Raw genomic sequence first — 17,638 nt, forward strand, 5'->3', positions numbered from 1 at the left:
GGAGGCCAGGGAATGCCGCACCGCTCGACACTCCGCCGCTGGCTGGTCGGCTGGCTCTACGCCGCCGCCGGCGCGCACCTGCTGGTGGGACTGGCGATGACCTGGCTCGGCGACGGCGGGCTGTTCAGCGCCTACCACCGTGACATCGCCGCCGCCTTCTGGCGCGACACCCCGCCGGCCGCCGGCCTGGCCCTGCAGCACTGGTGGTTCGCCCTGTTCGGCGCCACCCTGCAGGCCTACGCGGTCTACCTCGGCGCCCTGGTTCACCTTGGCAACCGCAGCGGCAAACCGGCGGCCTGGGCCTGGCTGATCGCCGGTATCCTGCTCTGGGCGCCGCAGGACATCGCGCTGTCGCTGCAACAGGGCGCGCTGTCGCACCTCTGGGCCGACGGCCTGGCCCTGTGCCTGCTGCTACCGCCACTGGCCTGGCTCTACGCCCACGATCGGCGAGCGCAGGCCGCCACCTGAGCGCTCAGATGCTGGCCAGCACCGGCAACAACTGGCCATGGCGGCGAATCTGCTCGGCATCCAGCGCATCCAGGGCGTCGATGAACGCCGGGACGAAGGAGCCCGGCCCACGGCTGCCGCGCTCGGCGGCTTCGGCCGCCACGGCGAAATGCACATGGGCCGCCGCCAGGGCGATGAACGCGTTCTCGCTGACCGCCGCGTAGGCCGCCACCAGCGCGCCGAGGGCACAACCGGAGGCGGTCACCCGCGGCAGCAAGGCGCTGCCGCCGGCGATCCGCAGCATGCGCGGCACAGCGCTGCCGAACTCGTCGCCGACCCAGCCGAGCAGATGATCCACCGCGCCCGAAGCGGAGACCGCCAGGCTGTGCCGCAGCAGTTCCACCGCTGCCGGCACCGCCGCCGCCGGATCGTCGGAACTGTCGAACCCCGGCGCGCCCTCGCCCTGACCGGCCAGGCCGATGATCTCCGAGGCATTGCCGCGCACCACCGCCGGCCCCAGGCGCAACAGCTCGGCGGCGATGCCACCGCGCCAGGCCAGGCCGCCGGCGCCGATCGGGTCGAGCACCCAGGGGCGGCCGGCGTCCACCGCCGCAGCGACGGCCATGCGCATCGCTTCGACCTGGGCGCTGGTCGGTGTGCCCAGGTTGACCAGCACGGCGTCGGCGACCCGGGCGAAATCGGCGGCTTCTTCGGGATTGTCGACCATCGCCGGCGAAGCGCCGGCGGCGAGCAGGACATTGGCCATGAAATTGGCCGAGACCACGTTGCTCAGGCATTGCACCAGGGGCCGTCGCTGGCGCAGCGCGGCATGGGCGACGACGATGTCGTCAAGGGTCGGTAGGCGCTTGGCAATGGAGGCGAAAGGCATCGATGACTCCGGAGAAACGGTTGCACGGCAGGCTGCCGCAATGCGCCTAATCTACCTGCTGCGGCCATCCGCTGCAGGTGGACCTTGGCCTACTGATCCGGCGGCGCATCGCTGCTCGGCAGCGGTAGCGCCTGACCGTCGCTCGGCACCTCGGGAGTGGCCGGCGGCGCGGCGTCCGCGGCCAGTCGTTGGTCGATCTGCGTGGACAGATACCAGACCCCCGCGAGGACACCGCCGTCGGGATCGCGCATCAACTTCAGCCAGGTCTCGTCGAACGCGGCGTTGAGGTTCTGCCGCAGCTGCGCTTCCACCTCCGCTCGCTGGTGCTCGCGGACCATGGCGCTGACGCTGGTGGCGCCCAGGGAAATCACCAGTCCGGCGACTCGCCCGACCGCCGCTGCCACCGCGCCGGCGGCACTGCGCGCGGTCACCTCGGTGACCAGTTTCTCGCTGGTGCGCCTGGCCACCTCCGAGACCCCCGATGCCGGCGCGGCAATACCCTTGCCGGCGGCGTCGTGCACCCGCGCCAACAGCGCCCCATAGGCCGGCAGGCGGGTCGGCGGATCGCTCTGCACGAGCTGATACAGCGAAGCGCGATAAGTCGCCGGCGGCGCCAGGTCGATGGCCGCTATCGCCTTGAGGCGCTCGTCGAACTGCGCCTGGGGAATGCCATAGCGCGGCGGGATGGCGCGCAACTGTGCGCCGAGCTGCTGCACGTAATAGCCGGTCGCCGCCGCCATCACCGCGCTGGGGTCGATCTGCTCGGCGACGGGGTCCAGCACACGGCGCTGGTACTGCTCCTGCATATAAGCAGTCAGGTGCTCCACCGCCGGCTCGGAACCGGCGGAGAACTTGTACCAGGCGACCTTGACCCCCATCCATTGCTGGGTCCAGCCGCTGGTGAACCAGGGAATGAAGTCGTTATCGGTGCGCTGGTAGACCAGATCCATCCAACGCTCCATGGCCTCGCGCGCATAGTCCTCGGCCTTGCCCCTGGCCACTTGCGAGGCAGCGGCCATGTCGCGCTCGGCCTGCGCCCAGGTCGCCGGCGATACCTCCACCGCCGGCCCCGCGCCCCCTCGCCCGGAGGCGCACCCGCCGAGGGCCAGCAGCAGCCCGAGCAGCACCGCACGCAGCAATCCCACCACCCACGCCTGGCGGCACTGCGGCGCGTGCCCGCCCGCTTGCGGGCGGCCCGCCGCGCGGCTGATCACGCTCATACCGGCTCGCTCCATGGCCACTGCGGCCAACGCTTCACCCGACGGGGCGCCTCACCTGCCCGGCCCCGTCCCCCTGGCCAGGGGAAACGCCCAGGGGTTCTTGAAGTATAGGGCGCCCCACCCACGCCCCGGCGGCGGCTGGCCGGGCTGAGCACTTCCCACCCGTGGCGCGCGACGAGCGGCTACGCTTGCCCCACGGAGCCACTGTAGCGCTCGACAAACCGAACACCGTGGAGGGAGCAAGCGCATGTCCAAAGGCTGGTTGGAATCCGCCTTGCTCGGTCTGACGCTGTTCACCCTGCTGGGTGGACTGCTCGCCCATGGCTGGGACGCTGCCGTGGCCGCCGATGCGCTCTGGACAGGCGGCGCAGCCGCGGTGGCCTTGCTCCTCGGCGTGGAAATCGTCAGCCGGCTGTTGCGCCGCGAAGTCGGCGTGGACCTGATCGCGCTGCTCTCGATCGTCGGCGCGGTGCTGCTCGGCCAGGCCCTGGTGGCGGCGGTGATCGCGCTGATGCTGGCCGGCGGGCGCACCCTGGAGTTCTATAGCGCGCGGCGTGCGCAGCGTGAACTGCGCCGCCTGATCGACCGCGCGCCGCGGGTCGCCTGGCGCTACCAGGGCGAGCGCCTGGAGCAGGTGCCGGTCGAGCAGGTCGCGGTGGGCGATCAACTGCTGCTGCGCCTGGGCGAAGTCGTGCCGGTGGACGGCGTCCTGCTGGACAGCGACGCCACCCTCGACGAGTCCGCGCTGAGCGGCGAATCGCTGCCCGTCCACCGGCACGCCGGAGACACCTTGCGCAGCGGCGGCGTCAACGCCGGCGCGCCGTTCAAGCTGCGCGCCAGCCGCGTCGCGGCGCAAAGCACCTATGCCGGCATCGTGCGCATGGTCGAGGCCGCCAGTGGCAGCCGCGCGCCCTTCGTGCGCCTCGCCGACCGCTATGCGCTGGGCTTGATTCCCCTGACCCTGGCGCTGGCCGGCCTCGCCTGGTTCTTCAGCGGCGATCCGTTGCGCGCGCTCGCCGTGCTGGTGGTGGCCACGCCCTGCCCGCTGATCCTCGCCGTGCCGGTGGCGATCATTTCCGGCATCTCGCGCTGCGCGCGGCGTGGCGTGCTGGTCAAGGATGGCGCCGTGCTGGAAGCGCTCGCCGGCGCGCAAGTGCTGTTCCTCGACAAGACCGGCACCCTGACCAGCGGCCGCGCCAGCGTGCTCACCGTGGAGAGCGCCGGCGCCTACTCCCGCGAGCGCCTGCTCTACCTGGCGGCGTCGCTGGCGCAGGCCTCGCCGCACTCGATCGCCCTCGCTGCCGTCGCCGCCGCGCACAAGGCCGGCCTGACGCTGGCTCTGCCGCAGGACGTCGAGGAGCAGCCGGGTGCCGGCCTGAAAGGCCGGGTCGATGGCCACCTGGTGCTGTTCGGCAGCCACGGCTACGTGCTGCGCGCGGTCAGCGCACAGCACTGGAGCGAGCAAGCCCTGCGGCGCATGGACTACCAGGTGGTCGGCGGCAGCTTCATCGCGGTGGACGGCGAAATGGCCGGCGCCCTGCTGTTCGCCGACCGCCTGCGCCTGGAGTCGCCCCACGCGCTGCGCCAACTGCGCCAGAGCGGCATCCGGCGCATCGTCATGCTCACCGGCGACCGCGCGGAAACCGCGCAGGTGATCGGCACCGCCGCCGGCGTCGACGAGGTGCGCGCCGCCCTCGATCCCGCCGGCAAGGTGGCCGCCGTCAGCGCCGGCCGCGCCGACGGCATCACCCTGATGGTCGGCGACGGCATCAACGACGCCCCGGCCCTGGCCGCCGCCGACGTCGGCATCGCCCTGGGCGCCAGCGGTGCCTCGGCATCGTCGGAGGCAGCCGGCGTGGTGCTACTGGTGGATCGCCTGGACCGGGTCGCCGAGGCCCTGCGCATCGCCCGGCGTTCGCGGCGGATCGCGCAGCAAGGGGTGATCGCCGGCATGGGCCTGTCGTTGCTGGCCATGCTGGTCGCGGCCTTCGGCTACCTGCCGCCGCTGGCCGGCGCCATCCTCCAGGAAGTCATCGACGTGGCGGTCATCTTCAATGCCCTGCGCGCCCTCGGCGGCGGCCTGCGCGCGGACCGCGCCATCGCCCTGGGCGGCGACAGCGTCGATCGCCTGCGCCATGAACACGACGACCTGGCGCCGCTGCTGGAGCGGGTCCACGACCTGGCCACGCGAATCGCCAGCCTCAGCGCCGAGCAGACGCGGCAGCAACTGGCCGGGTTGGTCAGCGACCTGCGCGAGCACCTGCTGCCCCATGAGCGCAACGACGAAGACCAGCTCTACCCGCAACTGGCCACTCACCTGCGCGGCGATGACCCGCTCTCGGCGATGAGCCATACCCACCGCGAAATCTTCCGCCTGGTGCACCTGCTGGAGCGCATCAGCGCCGACCTCGACAAGCGGGTCAAGGCGATCTCGCCGCAGGAACTCCAGCAACTGCTGCTGCAACTGGATACCGTCCTCGAACTGCACTTCGCCCAGGAAGACGAGCTGTACCACAACCTCGACGAGCGCTGAGGCCGGCAGCGGATGGCCGGTCGTGGGGCGCGCGCAGCGATCGGCTAGGCTCAAGGATGCCGAGACCAAACGTCCGCTGGCTCGCCGCCTGGGAGCACGTCAATGCGCAGACACTTGATTCCGCCGATCCTGCTCGCCGCCTGTATCGCCATCGGCGGTTCGTCATGCCATGACTACGGCAGCGACAGCGGCAAGCAGCCGCCCGCAGCCGACAATCCCCGCTCCGGCTACCAGATGGTGCCCTCGCAACAGATTCAACCGCGCGTTCAGTCGCTGCCGATGCCAGGCCGCTAGCCCAGCCGCTCAGGGCTTCCAGTCCACCCGGTGATCGGCCAGGTAGGCATCCACCGCCGCGCCCACGGTGGGCTGGAAGATGCGCTCACCCAAGAGTTCCAGCAGCTCGAAGCGGATCAGCTTGTCCTTGACCGGGTCCTTCATCTCGGCGAAATGCAGCTCGATGCCCCGTTCGCGCAGGGTGCCGCTGAGGTCGCCGAGCATGTCGGCGGAGGTGATATCGATGCTGGTCACCGGCTCGGCGGCCACCACCACGCGGCGGACCGCCGTCGGCGATGCCTCGACCGCCTGCAGGATGCGCGCCTGGAACAGCTCGGCGTTGGCGAAGAACAGCGGCGCGTCCCAGCGGAACAGCACCAGGCCGGGAACCTGCCGCGCCTGCGGGTAGCGCTCCAGGTCATGGTAGCCACGCACCCCGTCGACCCGCCCGAGGATGGCGAAGTGCGGGCGCCAGCCATCCCAGAGGAATTCGATCACCGAGATCACCACCGCCAGGCCGATGCCGGGTATGGCGCCGAACACCGCGACCCCGACGAAGCAACAGATCGACAGCCAGAACTCCCACTGCTGCAGGCGGAAAATCCGCATCAGGTCGGTGAACTCGAACAGGCCGATGGCCGCCGCGATGACCACCGCCGCCAGCGCGCTGGTGGGCAGGTAGCGCATCAGGTTGGGCGCGACCAGCAACAGCAGCGCCACCGCCAGGGCGCCGATCACCCCGGTCAACTGGGTCTTCGCGCCGGCCGCCTCGGCCACTGGCGTGCGCGAAGAACTGCTGCTGATGGGAAAGCCCTGGAACAGCCCGGCGGCGAGGTTGGCCGCCCCCAGGCCGAGCATTTCCTGGTTGGGATCGACGCTGCTGCGGGTTCGCGCGGCATAGCTGCGCGACAGCACGCTGGTATCGGCGAAGGACACCAGGGCCACGGCGCAGCCGCCGAGCACGACCTGGGTCAGGTCGACGTCGCTGAGCCATGGCAGCGCGAAGTGCGGCAAGCCCTGGGGCAACTCACCCAGTACCTTGACCCCGACGCTGGCCAGATCGAAGGCGCTCACCGCCAGGGTCGCCAGAATCACCGCGATGAGAATTCCCGGCAGGCGCTTGAAGGGTTTCAGCAGCAGGATCAGCGCCAGGCTGCCGCCACCGACGGCGACGCTGTAGCCGTTGGCCTGGCCGGCGAGGATCGCCTGCGCCAGGTGCCAGAGATCGCGCAGCGGACCGCGGCTGTCGAGGGAGATGCCGAACAGCTTGGGCAACTGGCTGATCAGCACGGTGAAGGCGATGCCGTTCATGTAGCCATAGCGGATCGGCTTGGACAGCAACTCGGTGATGAAGCCCAGGCGCAGCAGGCCGGCGAGCAGGCAGACGATGCCGGAGACCACCGCCATCATGCTGGCCAGGGCGATGGCCCGCGCCGGATCGGCGGCGCCCGCCTGCACCACCACCGCGAGGATCGGCGCGGCCAGCGCCGAATCCGGCCCCAGCACCAGAATCCGGCTGGGGCCGAACAGCGCATAGGCGAGCAACGGCACAATGGTCGCGTACAGGCCATAGATGCCGGGCACGCCCGAGGCCTCGGCATAGGCGATGCCGACCGGCACCAGCATGGTGGTCAGCACCAGGCCGGCGGCCAGGTCGTTGGGCAGCCAGGCCAGGCGGTAGCGCTTGAGCATCAGCAGGCCCGGCAGCCAGCGCAGCCATCCCGCCGCGTTCGGCGCCGCTGAGGCGGGGTCGGACCTATCGCTGCTGGGTTGCATGCTGCCCTCCTCGTTCCCGGCACGCCCTGCGTCCTGGACGCGGGGCGGCGCTAGCCATGGCGGCGGCTGCCGGCGGCGCGCGGTCGAGGGACGCGAGGCGCGCCACGGCTCGGCGGCCGCTGGCTAGAAATGCTCCTCGACCATCTTGTACGGATAGGGCGCCGCCTGGTAGCGGCCGATGCCGCCGCGCTTGGGCAGCTTGATGTCCTGGTCCTTGGTGAGGTCTTCGTAGGGAATCTGCCTGAGCAGATGGCTGATGATGTTCAGGCGCACCCGCCGCTTGTCCTCGGAGCGGGCCATGAACCAGGGCGCCCAGGGCGTGTCGGTGGCGGCGAACATATCGTCGCGCGCGCGGGTGTACTCGTCCCAGCGGCTGAACGACTTCAGGTCCATCGGCGAGAGCTTCCAGATTTTGCGCCCGTCGTTGATGCGGTCTTCCAGGCGCCGCCGCTGTTCCTCCGGGCTGACCTCCAGCCAGTACTTGATCAGGATGATCCCGGAGTCGACCATCATGCGCTCGAACAGCGGCGCGACACTGAGGAACTTCAGCGCCTGTTCCTCGCTACAGAAGCCCATGACCCGCTCGACACCGGCGCGGTTGTACCAGCTACGGTCGAAGATCACCACTTCCCCGGCCGCCGGCATATGCGCCAGGTAGCGTTGCGCATAGATCTGCGTTTTCTCCCGCTCGGTCGGCGCCGGCAGCGCGACGACACGGAACACCCGCGGGCTGACGCGCTCGCAGAGCGCCTTGATGGTGCCGCCCTTGCCCGCCCCGTCGCGGCCCTCGAAGATGACGCAGACCTTCAACCCCTGTCGCACCACCCACTGCTGCAACTTGACCAGCTCCACGTGCAGCCGTTTGAGTTCCTGCTCGTAGGTCCGTCGATCGAGCCGGCCGGCTGCCTCCGAACCCTTGCCGTGCTTGTCCTTCTTCTTCGCCCCCTTGGCCATCGGATTCCCCCTGCCCTGCCTGCATGCGATCGGCGCTCGGCGCCCCTCTACAGACGATAGCCAGCCTTGGCGGAATTGCAGGCCGCGCAGGATGGGCGCGTTTGATCTACAACAAAGAATGCCGACGCGCTTATGCCCAATGTGCCATCTGCCAGGCCGCGCTACGCCGGGCGAACGCCCGTGGCAGGGCATTTGCGTAGCGGCGAGGGTCGGGCCGGCGCCGCGCACCGGTGTCCTGCACCAGCGTGCGGAAAGTACCGAGAGCCGCTTTCATTGTGGGAACGGGACGGCAATTTCAACGGCGACGGCGAACGATCCCCGGATGGGGCGGACGCTGTGCGACAGCGATGAAGAGGCGATCATGGCAACCGGAAAGAAGACCAGCGGCAAGCACAAGGCAACCAAGGCCGCCAAGGCAGAGCCGGTGTTCCGCTCCCGCGAAGAGCGCATCGAAGCCGGTCGGCAGTTGCGGGAAAAGGTGCCGCGGGAAAGCCACGCGATCTGGAAGTCGCCGGGCAAGAGCCGCGACCCCATCGCCATCCTGGAAAAATCCAACAAGGACCGGCTCAAGGAACTGGTGCCGATCCGCTACGGGCGCATGCTGCGCAGCCCGTTCACCTTTTTCCGCGGCTCGGCGGCGCTGATGGCCTGCGACCTGGCCAGCACGCCGCATATCGGCGTTCGCGTGCAGGCCTGCGGCGACTGTCACCTGCTGAACTTCGGGCTGTTCGCCACCCCGGAACGCAACCTGGTGTTCGACCTCAACGATTTCGACGAAACCCTCCCCGCGCCCTGGGAATGGGACATCAAGCGCCTCGCCGCGAGCTTCGCGGTGGCCGCCTACGACAATCGCCTCAGCGACGCGCAGGCACGCGCGGCGGCGATCGCTTGCGTCCGCAGCTATCGGGAGAACCTGCGCGAATACTCGAAGATGAATCCGCTGGAAGTCTGGTACTCGCGGCTGGATGCGCAGACGCTGATCGAGAACGCGCCCGATGAGAAGGTGAAAAAGTATCGCCAGCAGTTCGCCGACAGGGCCCGCGAGCGGGTGGTCGAGAATGTCTTCCCGAAGATCGCCAGCCACGTCGCCGGGCACCCGCGCATCGTCGACCAGCCGCCGGTGCTCTATCACGTTTCCGATCCGCATTTCATGGAGAAGATCCAGGAAGGCATCGACGCCTACCGTGAGACGCTCTCCGATGAGCGCCGTGTGCTGCTCGACCGCTATCGCCTGGTGGACGCCGCGCTGAAGGTGGTCGGGATCGGCAGCGTTGGCACGCGCTGCTTGATCGCGTTGATGTTCTCCGAAGAAAACCACCCGCTGATTCTGCAGATCAAGGAATCCTGCCGCTCGGTGCTCGCTCCCTACGCGGGCAAGAGCCGCTATGCCAACCAGGGCCAGCGCGTGGTCATGGGCCAACGGCTGATGCAATCCTCCAGCGATATCTTCCTCGGCTGGGCGCGCGGTCGCTCGGGACGCGACTTTTTCGTCCGCCAGTTGCGCGACATGAAGCTCTCCATCCCCATCGAGAGCGTGACCCTGGCCCAGTTCAAACGCTACGGCGCGATGTGTGGCCAGACCCTGGCCCGCGCCCATGCCAAGTCCGGCGATGCCGCCACCATCAGCGGCTACCTGGGCAAGGGGGATGCCTTCGACGAGGCGCTGGGCGACTTCGCCATCGCCTATGCCAGGCAGACCGTGCGCGACCACGCGGCGCTGGTGAAGGCGGTCAGATCCGGGCACCTGGAGGCGCTCATCGAAGAGGAATAGCCGCCCCCATGAGGATCGGGGATGGACAAGCGCATCCCATCGATGCCTGACTTTCAGTCGATGACGCTAAGGAAGCGGATCATGCCCTTCATCGCCCCCCGGCGCTGCCTGCAACTGGCCGTCCTGGCCGCAGCGGTGAGCGTTTCCGGCTGCAGCCACATCGGTCCCGATACCGTGACCGTGGACCGCTTCGACTACAGCTCGACGATCGCCGAGTCGTGGAAGGAGCAACTGCTGCTGAACATCGTCAAGCTGCGCTATATGGACCTGCCGGTGTTCATCGACGTCTCCTCGATCGTCGCCGGCTACTCGCTGGAAACCGCCGGCAGCCTGGCCGGGCAGATTTCCTCGGCCGATGCCATACAAGGCAACAGCGTGCTGCTGGGCGCCAGCGGCAAATACACCGACCGCCCGACCATCACCTATGTGCCGCTGACCGGACAGAAATTCCTTGCCGGGCTGCTCACACCGATCGATCCGAAAAACATCTTCTCCATGCTGCAGTCGGGTTATGCGGCGGACTTCGTCCTCGGCCTGACCGTCGATGCGCTCAACGGGGTGCGCAATCGCTCGGCGGTGGCCGGCATCGTCCGCGAGGCCGACCCCGAGTTCATCCGCGCCCTGCAACTGCTGCGGGAAATCCAGGCCGCCGGCGCCGTGGGCATGCGCGTGGAGACCGACAAGGACAAGGGCAAGACCGCCGTGCTCTTCATGCGCAGCAACGACATCCAGCCGGAGATTCTGCTCAAGCAGAAAGAGGTGCGCCGCCTGCTGCATCTACCGGAGGGGCGCCAGCAGTTCGTGCTGCGCTATTCGCCGGTGCGCGGCGACGACAACGAGCTGGCGGTCAGCAGTCGCTCGATGCTGCAGATCATGACGGCCTACTCCAGCTTCGTCGACATCCCCGCCGAGCACCTCGAAGACCACAGTGCCTTGCCGTCCTTGAAGAACGGTGACATCGACAGACCGGAAACACGCATCCTCATCCGCAGCGGCAAGACCAAGCCCAAGCACGCCTACACCGCGGTGTATTACCGCGACTACTGGTTCTGGATCGACGACAGCAACCTGGCAGCCAAGCGTGCGCTCAGCGCGGCGATTTTCTTCTTCACCCTGGCGGAAACCGGAGACAACGAAAAGCTGCCGCTGATCACCATTCCCGCGCAGTAGTCCGGCGCACGGAACGCCGGCGGCGCCACCGGGCGGAAACCGGCGCGGCCGCACTCAAGCCAGCGACCGCTTGACGCACCCGCGCGCCGGCGCCCCCAGCGCGACGTCGACCTGCGCCTCGGGTGCCACCTACCGTTCATAACTTTGTGCCAATAAACCTACACAAGTCATGGCTTTAAGCCATACTGCCCTATAGATTGGATTCGCCCGCGGCTGATCTCACCGGCCTTTGGATGTACAGCCTATACGCACCTATGACTGATCAGAGCCGCTTCGCCTCGACCCTGTCCCGCATCGCTCCCGAGCCGCGCTTGAATGCCAGCCTGGTCCTGGCTGGCGCGCTCGGGCTGCTTCTGTTCCTCGCCTGGCTGGCGCCGGAGGAAGTCCACCGCAATTCCCTCTGGTTCCCGGCGGCGGTGCATTCGGTCAGCGAAATCTTCGCCCTCACCGTTGCCGTGCTGGTCTTCGCCATCACCTGGCACAGCTACCGGCCGGCGCAGCCGACCAACCTGCTGCTGTTGGGATGCGCGTTCCTCGCCATCGCCCTGCTGGACCTGGCGCATACCCTGTCATACCGGGGGATGCCGGTGTTCTTCACACCCGCCTCGCCGGAAAAGGCGATCAATTTCTGGCTGGTGTCGCGCGTGCTCCTCGCCACCACCCTGCTGCTCATCTCGATCCGCCCCTGGCGCCCGCTGAGCAGCACGACGCCGCGCCTGCTGATGCTCGGCGCGACCCTGGCGATAGTCGCGCTGATCTACGTGCTCGGGCTGTTCCATACCGACGCCTGGCCGCACACCTTCATCGACGGGCTGGGCCTGACGCCGTTCAAGATCGGCGCCGAGTGGGTCATCATCGGCCTGTTGGCCATTGCCGCCGTGCGTTTCTGGCAGGCGCGCCGGCGCACCCTGTCATACGATGCCAGCGGCCTGCTCGCCGCCGCGCTGATTTCCATCCTCGCCGAGCTGTGCTTCACCGCCTACAGCAACGTCCACGAGCTCTACAGCCTGCTCGGCCACCTGTACAAGGTCATCTCCTATTGCCTGATCTACCGCTTCGTCTTCGTTTCCAGCGTGCGCGAGCCCTACGAGCGCCTCGCCGTGGAAATCGCCGACCGCCAGGCGGCGGAGAAGCGCATCGAGGTCATGGCCTTCCATGACAGCCTCACCGGCCTGCCCAACCTGGCGCTGCTGCAGGACCGCACGCGGCAAGCGCTGGTCGGCATGCGCCGCGACGACACCCACGTCGCCCTGCTGTTCCTTGATGTCGACTCCTTCAAGCTGGTCAACGACTCCCTGGGGCATGCCCAGGGCGACCGCCTGCTGCGCGCCATCGGCGAGCGCCTGCTCCGCGGGCTGCCGGAGACCGCCACCGTGTGCCGCTACGGCAGCGACGAATTCGCCATCCTGCTGCCCGGCCTGGCCAGCGCCGAGCACGTCGCGGAAATCCCGCAGATCATCCTCGACCAGTTGGCGGCGCCCTTCCAGATCGACGGGCAGACGATCGCCGCCTCGGTTTCCATCGGAATCGCCGTAGCCCCGGACGACGGCGACAACCCCGACAATCTGCTGCGCAACGCCGAAATGGCCATGTACAAGGCCAAGCAGGCGGGCCGCAAGACCTGGCGCTACTACAACGCGACCATGAACGCGGAAGTCAGCGAACGCCTGCAACTGCTCAACAGCCTGCGCCAGGCCATCGAGCAGCGGGAGCTGGTCCTGCACTACCAGTTACAGTTCGAACTCGGCAGCGGCCGGGTGGTCGGTGCCGAAGCACTGGTGCGCTGGGAACACCCGACCCAGGGCCTGATCTCACCGGCGCTGTTCATTCCCGCCGCCGAGGAAAGCGGGCTGATCGTGCCGATGGGCGACTGGATCATCCGCGAGGCCTGCCAGCAGGCCGCGCAATGGCGCGCCAGCGGGCTGGCGATTCCCCGCGTCGCGGTCAACCTGTCGCCGGTTCAGTTGCACCACCACTCGCTGACCGCGGTGGTCGAACGGGCCCTGAGCGACGCCGGCCTGCCGGCCGCGGCGCTGGAACTGGAGCTGACCGAGTCGAGCCTGATCGCCGACACCGAGCAGGTCCTGGCCACCCTGGCCAACCTCAAGGCGCTCGGCATCAAGCTGTCCATCGACGACTTCGGCACCGGCTATTCCTCCCTGGCCTACCTGCGCCGCTTGCCGGTGGACATCCTGAAGATCGACCAATCCTTCGTGCGCGGCATGATCTCCGCCGCCGACGGCCACGCCATCGTCGAAGCGATCATCCACATGGCCCGTTCGCTGGGCCTGGACACCCTGGCCGAAGGCATCGAGGACCAGCTCACCGCCGACGAACTGCTGCGCCTGGGCTGCCACCTGGGCCAAGGCTACCTGCTGGCGCGTCCGGCGCCGCCCGCGGCCATTCCCGCGCTGCTGCACGTCGGCCGCGCGGAACGCATCCAGTCCGCCTGAAGCGGCGCCCCCAGGAGTCGGCGGTGGATGCCTGCGCAGGACGGCACTTGGCATCCAGCGCTAGCGCCGCTTCGACGATTAGACTTTGGTCGCATCCACTGAGCGGCGAGAACCGCATAAAGCCGATCGATCGCTTAGCTTTTCTAAACAAAACGTATTTATTTCAATGAGTTACCGAATTCGAAAAATCGCCTCCAGCGCCTTCGCGCCGCAGCCGCCTCCCGCCCCTGCATGGACCCCTCGCTCAGCCGCGCAATATCATGCCGGCATCAGTCCGCATGAGCGGTCGGTGCGCTTCGCCCGCCCCTTCCGCTTCAGCGAAGGCACGCCCTCTGTCTTTCTCCGGTCCCCCCGTGGGCCGGACCCCGTTGAGTAGACCATGACGCCCCACGGTAACCGCTCCACCGAAACCTCGTTAGCGCAACTCGCCGCCCTCGACCGGGTCATGGCCATCGCCGAGTTCACTCCGGATGGCACGGTGTTGCACGCCAACCGCAACTATCAGTCGCTGCTCGGTTACGCCGACGAAGAGATTCGCGGGCGTCACCACAGCACATTCTGTCCGCCGTCACTGGTGCGCAGTCCCGCCTATGCGGAATTCTGGTCGCTGCTGAGCGACGGCGCGTCGCGCTCCGGCATCGAGGAACGCGTGCGCCGCAACGGCAGCAGTTGCTGGCTGGAGGCGACCTACACGCCGGTGTTCGAGGGCGGGCGGGTGGTGCAGGTGCTGAAGATCGCCACCGACATCACGGAGCGCCTGCAACAGCAACGCGCCCAGCAGGAGCGCCTGAAGCTCCTCTCGCTGGTGGCCGACGTCAGCGACACCGCCGTGGTGATCTGCAACGCGCATGCCCGCATCGCCTATACCAATGCCGGCTTCGAGCGGACCTTCGGTTGGCGCGACGACGAAGTGCAGGGTCGCAATCCGGTCGAACTGCTGGCGCCGCAACTGGATGCGCAGAGCATTGCCCAACTGCATGCCGAACTCTATGGCGGCCGCTCGCTGCAGCGCGAGGAGATCGTCACCGGCAAACAGGGGCAGCGCTACTGGGCGAAGATCACCAGCAACCCGATCTTCGACGACGCCGGCCGCCTGCAACACACGGTGACGCTGCTCACCGACATCACCCAGGCGAAGATGCACGAGGCCTTGCAGCACCAGGTGCTGGAAGCCATGGCGCGGGAACAGCCGCTGACCGAAATACTGGAACTGATCTGCCTGGAGGTGGAGCGCATCGCCCCGGAGATCACCGCCTCGATTCTCGCGGTGGACGAGCAGGGCCTGCTGCATTCCCTGGCGTCGCCCAGCCTGCCCCAGGAATACAGCCGGCAGCTCAATGGGCTGAGCATCGGTCCGGCGGTCGGCTCCTGCGGCACCGCGGCCTGGCGCAACGAAGCGGTACGGGTCGACAACATCGCCGAGGACCCGCTGTGGGCCGATTTCCTCCACTTGGCGCTGCCAGTGGGCATCATCGGCTGCTGGTCGACGCCGATCCGCAACAGCCAGGGCCGCCCCATCGGCACCTTCGCCTTCTATTTCCGCCAGCCGCGCAATGCCGCCTACGAACTTTTCCACCAGCGTCTGGTGGATGCCTGCGCGCACCTCTGCGCGCTGGCGCTGGAGCGGGAAAACGCGCGACAACGCATCCGCCAGCTGGCCTTCTACGATGGCCTGACCGGCCTGCCCAACCGCAGCCTGCTGCAGGCCAAGGCCGACCAGGCCATCGCCGCCGCTTCGCGCAACGACGAGCAGTTGGCGGTGTTGTTCATCGACCTGGATCGCTTCAAGCAGGTCAACGACTCCCTTGGCCACCCCGCCGGCGATGAGCTGTTGCGCCAGGTGGCCGCGCGCATGCAACAGGAACTGCGGGCCTCGGACATCGCCGGGCGGCTGTCCGGCGACGAGTTCGTCGTGGTGCTGCCGCAATGCGACGCCGAGCACGCCACCGATACCGTGGAGCGCATCCAGGCGCTGCTCAGCCAGCCGATCAGCATCGCCCAGACCAACCTGTCGATCTCGGCCAGCGTCGGCATCGCCATGTACCCCTCGGATGGCCGCGACATGGAGACCCTGCTGCACCGCTCCGACATGGCCATGTACCAGGCCAAGAGCAGCGGCCGCGGCTGCTTCAGCTTCTTCAGCGGCGAGATGAACAAGCTCGCGCAGGAGCGCCTGGCGCTGGAAACCGCCTTGCGCGAAGCCTTGCAGAAAAACCAGTTGCACCTGCACTACCAGCCGCAGATCGAACTGAACAGCGGCCGCCTGTACGGCGTGGAAGCGCTGGCGCGCTGGACCCACCCGCAACTCGGCGAGATCTCGCCGGCGCGCTTCATCCCGCTGGCGGAGGAATGCGGACTGGTCGCCGATCTCGGCCGCTGGGCGTTGCGCGAGGCCTGCCGGCAACTGTCCGACTGGCGCGCCAAGGGCCTGGTGGTGCCGGCGGTAGCGGTGAACCTGTCGCCGACCAGCTTCCACAACCTCGACCTGCCGCGCATGATCGCCGATACCCTGCGCAGCCATCGCCTGGCACCGGAAGACCTGACCCTGGAACTGACCGAAAACATCCTGCTGGACACCAACCCCAGCACGATGAAGACCATCGAGGAAGTCCACGCCCAGGGCATCCGCCTGTCGATGGACGACTTCGGCACCGGCTACTCCAGCCTCAGCTACCTGCGCCGCCTGCCGGTTTCCGAACTGAAGCTGGACCGCAGCTTCGTCGCCGACCTCGAACACGACGAGGCCGCCCGCGCGCTGAGCAGCGCCATCCTGGGAATCGGCAAGAGCCTGCACCTGACGGTGGTCGCCGAAGGCGTCGAGACCGACACGCAGAATTGCCGCCTGCAGGAACAAGGCTATCCAGTGGCGCAGGGCTACCTGTTCTCGCCGCCCCTCGCGCCGGCGGCCCTGGAACACTGGCTCGGCGAATGGAGGCAGGCACAGGACGCGGACACCGCCTGCTGATCCCTTGCGTCCCCGCCGCCCGCCGAACGGCGGCACGGTGCGCTACACGGGCGACTCGCCACGCAGCCTCTGGCCCGCCAAGACCTGAGCGGCCGGGGCCGCGTCGACGCGGAGCAGCCCGCTCAGTCGCCGAGGCGGACCTCGGCGGCGGGCAGCACCGCCAGGCGCGACGGGAAACTGCTCATGCTGGTGAAGATGGCGTTGTGGTGGGCGATGATCTGCGCGGCCGGAAGCACGGCGTTATCCAGCGTCGAGTGGGCGTCGGCCACCAGCACCACGTCATAGCCCTCGGCCAGGGCACGGCGCACGCTGGTGTCGACGCAGAAATCGGTCTGCAGGCCGCAGATCACCAGCGCCGTGACGCCATGCGCGCGCAGCCATTCATCCAGCCCGGTGCCGAGGAACGAATCCGGCGTGGCCTTGCGCAGGCGCAGATCCTCCGGCGCCACCGCCAGTCCCTCGGCCAGTTGCCAGCCAGGGCTGTCGAGTCGGAAATCGCCGCTCGGCTCCTCATGCTGCACCAGCACCACCGGCACACCGACCGCGCGCGCCCGAGCGCTGAGCGCATTGATGCGTTGCACGACCTTGTCGATGTCGTGCGCGGCCTGGTCGCCGGCGCAAAGGGCCTGTTGTACGTCGATGATCAGCAGCGCGGTGGACATGATCGGGCTTCCTCGGGCAATCGAAGGCGCATCCACACCGGCACACCGCACGAGCTGGGCACGCGGCGGCCGGAGGCCTCCGCCCAGGCGCTGAAAGCGGCAATGGCGGATGGCGGTGGCATTGCGTGAATACTATAGAAGTGCCTGGCGGCTTGGGACCACCACCCGCGACATGCCACCGGCAAGGCGGCTGGCGCCCCGCAGGGCGCCCTGGCGGTGACTGGCGCAGATATCCCCGGCGGCGAGTGGTGAGTGGCCGAGCAGCGCTCTGCGCCTGGTTCAGGTGTACTTGGTGAAGATCGTCCGCACGCGCTTCAGCGTCGCGCCGGCATCCTGTTCCGGCTCCATCAAGGCCTCCTCCAGCAGGCACGCGAGCATCTCCTGGTAGGCCTTGTCCAGGGCCTTGCGCGCGGCGCTGAATTGCACCGCGATGGACTCGCATTCGTCGCCCCGGCGGATCATCACCTGCAAGCCACGAATCTGCCCCTCGACCCGCGCCAGGCGGTTCAGCATGGCCTCTTGCGG

General features: G+C 68.3%; 13 protein-coding genes. 7 read left to right on the forward strand and 6 right to left on the reverse strand.

All coding sequences use genetic code 11. The features are described 5' to 3' along the window. Positions 1 to 12: 12 nt before the first annotated feature. Positions 13 to 468, forward strand: a complete 456-nt coding sequence (locus tag BLQ74_RS21855; protein WP_090266347.1) for a cell division protein — start codon at positions 13 to 15, stop codon at positions 466 to 468. Between the two features lie 4 nt (positions 469 to 472). On the opposite strand, the gene thiM is transcribed toward BLQ74_RS21855, so the two are convergent. After that, positions 473 to 1,336 (reverse strand): hydroxyethylthiazole kinase, encoded by an 864-nt coding sequence (gene thiM, locus BLQ74_RS21860; RefSeq protein WP_090266349.1) that lies wholly within the window; start codon positions 1,334 to 1,336, stop codon positions 473 to 475. 89 nt (positions 1,337 to 1,425) lie between these two features. Beyond that, complete coding sequence (locus tag BLQ74_RS21865) at positions 1,426 to 2,556, reverse strand: hypothetical protein (protein WP_212633156.1); 1,131 nt, start codon at positions 2,554 to 2,556, stop codon at positions 1,426 to 1,428. Between the two features lie 247 nt (positions 2,557 to 2,803). Here BLQ74_RS21865 and BLQ74_RS21870 point away from each other — a divergent pair, with 247 nt between their 5' ends. Together BLQ74_RS21870 and BLQ74_RS21875 are read left to right on the forward strand one after the other, a co-directional pair. Beyond that, on the forward strand, positions 2,804 to 5,089 hold the full coding sequence (locus BLQ74_RS21870) for a heavy metal translocating P-type ATPase (RefSeq protein WP_090266351.1): 2,286 nt from the start codon (positions 2,804 to 2,806) through the stop codon (positions 5,087 to 5,089). Positions 5,090 to 5,191: 102 nt separating this feature from the next. Beyond that, positions 5,192 to 5,383, forward strand: coding sequence for a hypothetical protein (locus tag BLQ74_RS21875; protein ID WP_090266353.1), 192 nt, complete (start codon positions 5,192 to 5,194; stop codon positions 5,381 to 5,383). A gap of 9 nt (positions 5,384 to 5,392) precedes the next feature. On the opposite strand, the gene BLQ74_RS21880 is transcribed toward BLQ74_RS21875, so the two are convergent. Together BLQ74_RS21880 and ppk2 are read right to left on the reverse strand one after the other, a co-directional pair. After that, the gene (locus BLQ74_RS21880; protein ID WP_090266356.1) at positions 5,393 to 7,138 is read right to left on the reverse strand and encodes a SulP family inorganic anion transporter; all 1,746 of its coding nucleotides are present in this window, start codon (positions 7,136 to 7,138) and stop codon (positions 5,393 to 5,395) included. A gap of 123 nt (positions 7,139 to 7,261) precedes the next feature. Further along, on the reverse strand, positions 7,262 to 8,092 hold the full coding sequence (gene ppk2, locus BLQ74_RS21885; protein WP_090266358.1) for a polyphosphate kinase 2: 831 nt from the start codon (positions 8,090 to 8,092) through the stop codon (positions 7,262 to 7,264). Between the two features lie 361 nt (positions 8,093 to 8,453). Between ppk2 and BLQ74_RS21890 the strand changes: the two genes are divergently transcribed. From BLQ74_RS21890 to BLQ74_RS21905, 4 genes are all read left to right on the forward strand, one after another. Next, complete coding sequence (locus BLQ74_RS21890; RefSeq protein WP_090266451.1) at positions 8,454 to 9,863, forward strand: DUF2252 domain-containing protein; 1,410 nt, start codon at positions 8,454 to 8,456, stop codon at positions 9,861 to 9,863. A gap of 81 nt (positions 9,864 to 9,944) precedes the next feature. Further along, the gene (locus BLQ74_RS21895) at positions 9,945 to 11,033 is read left to right on the forward strand and encodes a hypothetical protein (RefSeq protein ID WP_090266361.1); all 1,089 of its coding nucleotides are present in this window, start codon (positions 9,945 to 9,947) and stop codon (positions 11,031 to 11,033) included. Between the two features lie 254 nt (positions 11,034 to 11,287). Then, positions 11,288 to 13,486, forward strand: coding sequence for a putative bifunctional diguanylate cyclase/phosphodiesterase (locus tag BLQ74_RS21900; protein WP_170842842.1), 2,199 nt, complete (start codon positions 11,288 to 11,290; stop codon positions 13,484 to 13,486). A 379-nt stretch (positions 13,487 to 13,865) separates the two neighbouring features. Beyond that, positions 13,866 to 16,451 (forward strand): sensor domain-containing protein, encoded by a 2,586-nt coding sequence (locus BLQ74_RS21905; protein WP_090266366.1) that lies wholly within the window; start codon positions 13,866 to 13,868, stop codon positions 16,449 to 16,451. Positions 16,452 to 16,573: 122 nt separating this feature from the next. Here BLQ74_RS21905 and BLQ74_RS21910 read toward each other — a convergent pair whose 3' ends face one another. Continuing rightward, positions 16,574 to 17,113, reverse strand: coding sequence for a cysteine hydrolase family protein (locus BLQ74_RS21910; protein WP_090266368.1), 540 nt, complete (start codon positions 17,111 to 17,113; stop codon positions 16,574 to 16,576). 279 nt (positions 17,114 to 17,392) lie between these two features. Next, positions 17,393 to 17,626 (reverse strand): metal-sensing transcriptional repressor, encoded by a 234-nt coding sequence (locus BLQ74_RS21915; RefSeq protein ID WP_090266370.1) that lies wholly within the window; start codon positions 17,624 to 17,626, stop codon positions 17,393 to 17,395. Between the last annotated feature and the right edge of the window lie 12 nt (positions 17,627 to 17,638).

Source organism: Pseudomonas panipatensis, assembly GCF_900099785.1.
In the GTDB taxonomy this organism is placed as follows: domain Bacteria; phylum Pseudomonadota; class Gammaproteobacteria; order Pseudomonadales; family Pseudomonadaceae; genus Pseudomonas; species Pseudomonas panipatensis.

Coding starts and splice junctions, on each gene's coding strand:
- BLQ74_RS21880 (WP_090266356.1), bottom strand. CDS start 7,138: ATGCAACCCAGCAGCGATAGGTCCGACCCCGCCTCAGCGGCGCCGAAC.
- BLQ74_RS21895 (WP_090266361.1), top strand. CDS start 9,945: ATGCCCTTCATCGCCCCCCGGCGCTGCCTGCAACTGGCCGTCCTGGCC.
- ppk2 (WP_090266358.1), bottom strand. CDS start 8,092: ATGGCCAAGGGGGCGAAGAAGAAGGACAAGCACGGCAAGGGTTCGGAG.
- BLQ74_RS21870 (WP_090266351.1), top strand. CDS start 2,804: ATGTCCAAAGGCTGGTTGGAATCCGCCTTGCTCGGTCTGACGCTGTTC.
- BLQ74_RS21905 (WP_090266366.1), top strand. CDS start 13,866: ATGACGCCCCACGGTAACCGCTCCACCGAAACCTCGTTAGCGCAACTC.
- BLQ74_RS21910 (WP_090266368.1), bottom strand. CDS start 17,113: ATGTCCACCGCGCTGCTGATCATCGACGTACAACAGGCCCTTTGCGCC.
- BLQ74_RS21875 (WP_090266353.1), top strand. CDS start 5,192: ATGCGCAGACACTTGATTCCGCCGATCCTGCTCGCCGCCTGTATCGCC.
- BLQ74_RS21900 (WP_170842842.1), top strand. CDS start 11,288: ATGACTGATCAGAGCCGCTTCGCCTCGACCCTGTCCCGCATCGCTCCC.
- thiM (WP_090266349.1), bottom strand. CDS start 1,336: ATGCCTTTCGCCTCCATTGCCAAGCGCCTACCGACCCTTGACGACATC.
- BLQ74_RS21915 (WP_090266370.1), bottom strand. CDS start 17,626: ATGCTGAACCGCCTGGCGCGGGTCGAGGGGCAGATTCGTGGCTTGCAG.
- BLQ74_RS21890 (WP_090266451.1), top strand. CDS start 8,454: ATGGCAACCGGAAAGAAGACCAGCGGCAAGCACAAGGCAACCAAGGCC.
- BLQ74_RS21865 (WP_212633156.1), bottom strand. CDS start 2,556: ATGAGCGTGATCAGCCGCGCGGCGGGCCGCCCGCAAGCGGGCGGGCAC.
- BLQ74_RS21855 (WP_090266347.1), top strand. CDS start 13: ATGCCGCACCGCTCGACACTCCGCCGCTGGCTGGTCGGCTGGCTCTAC.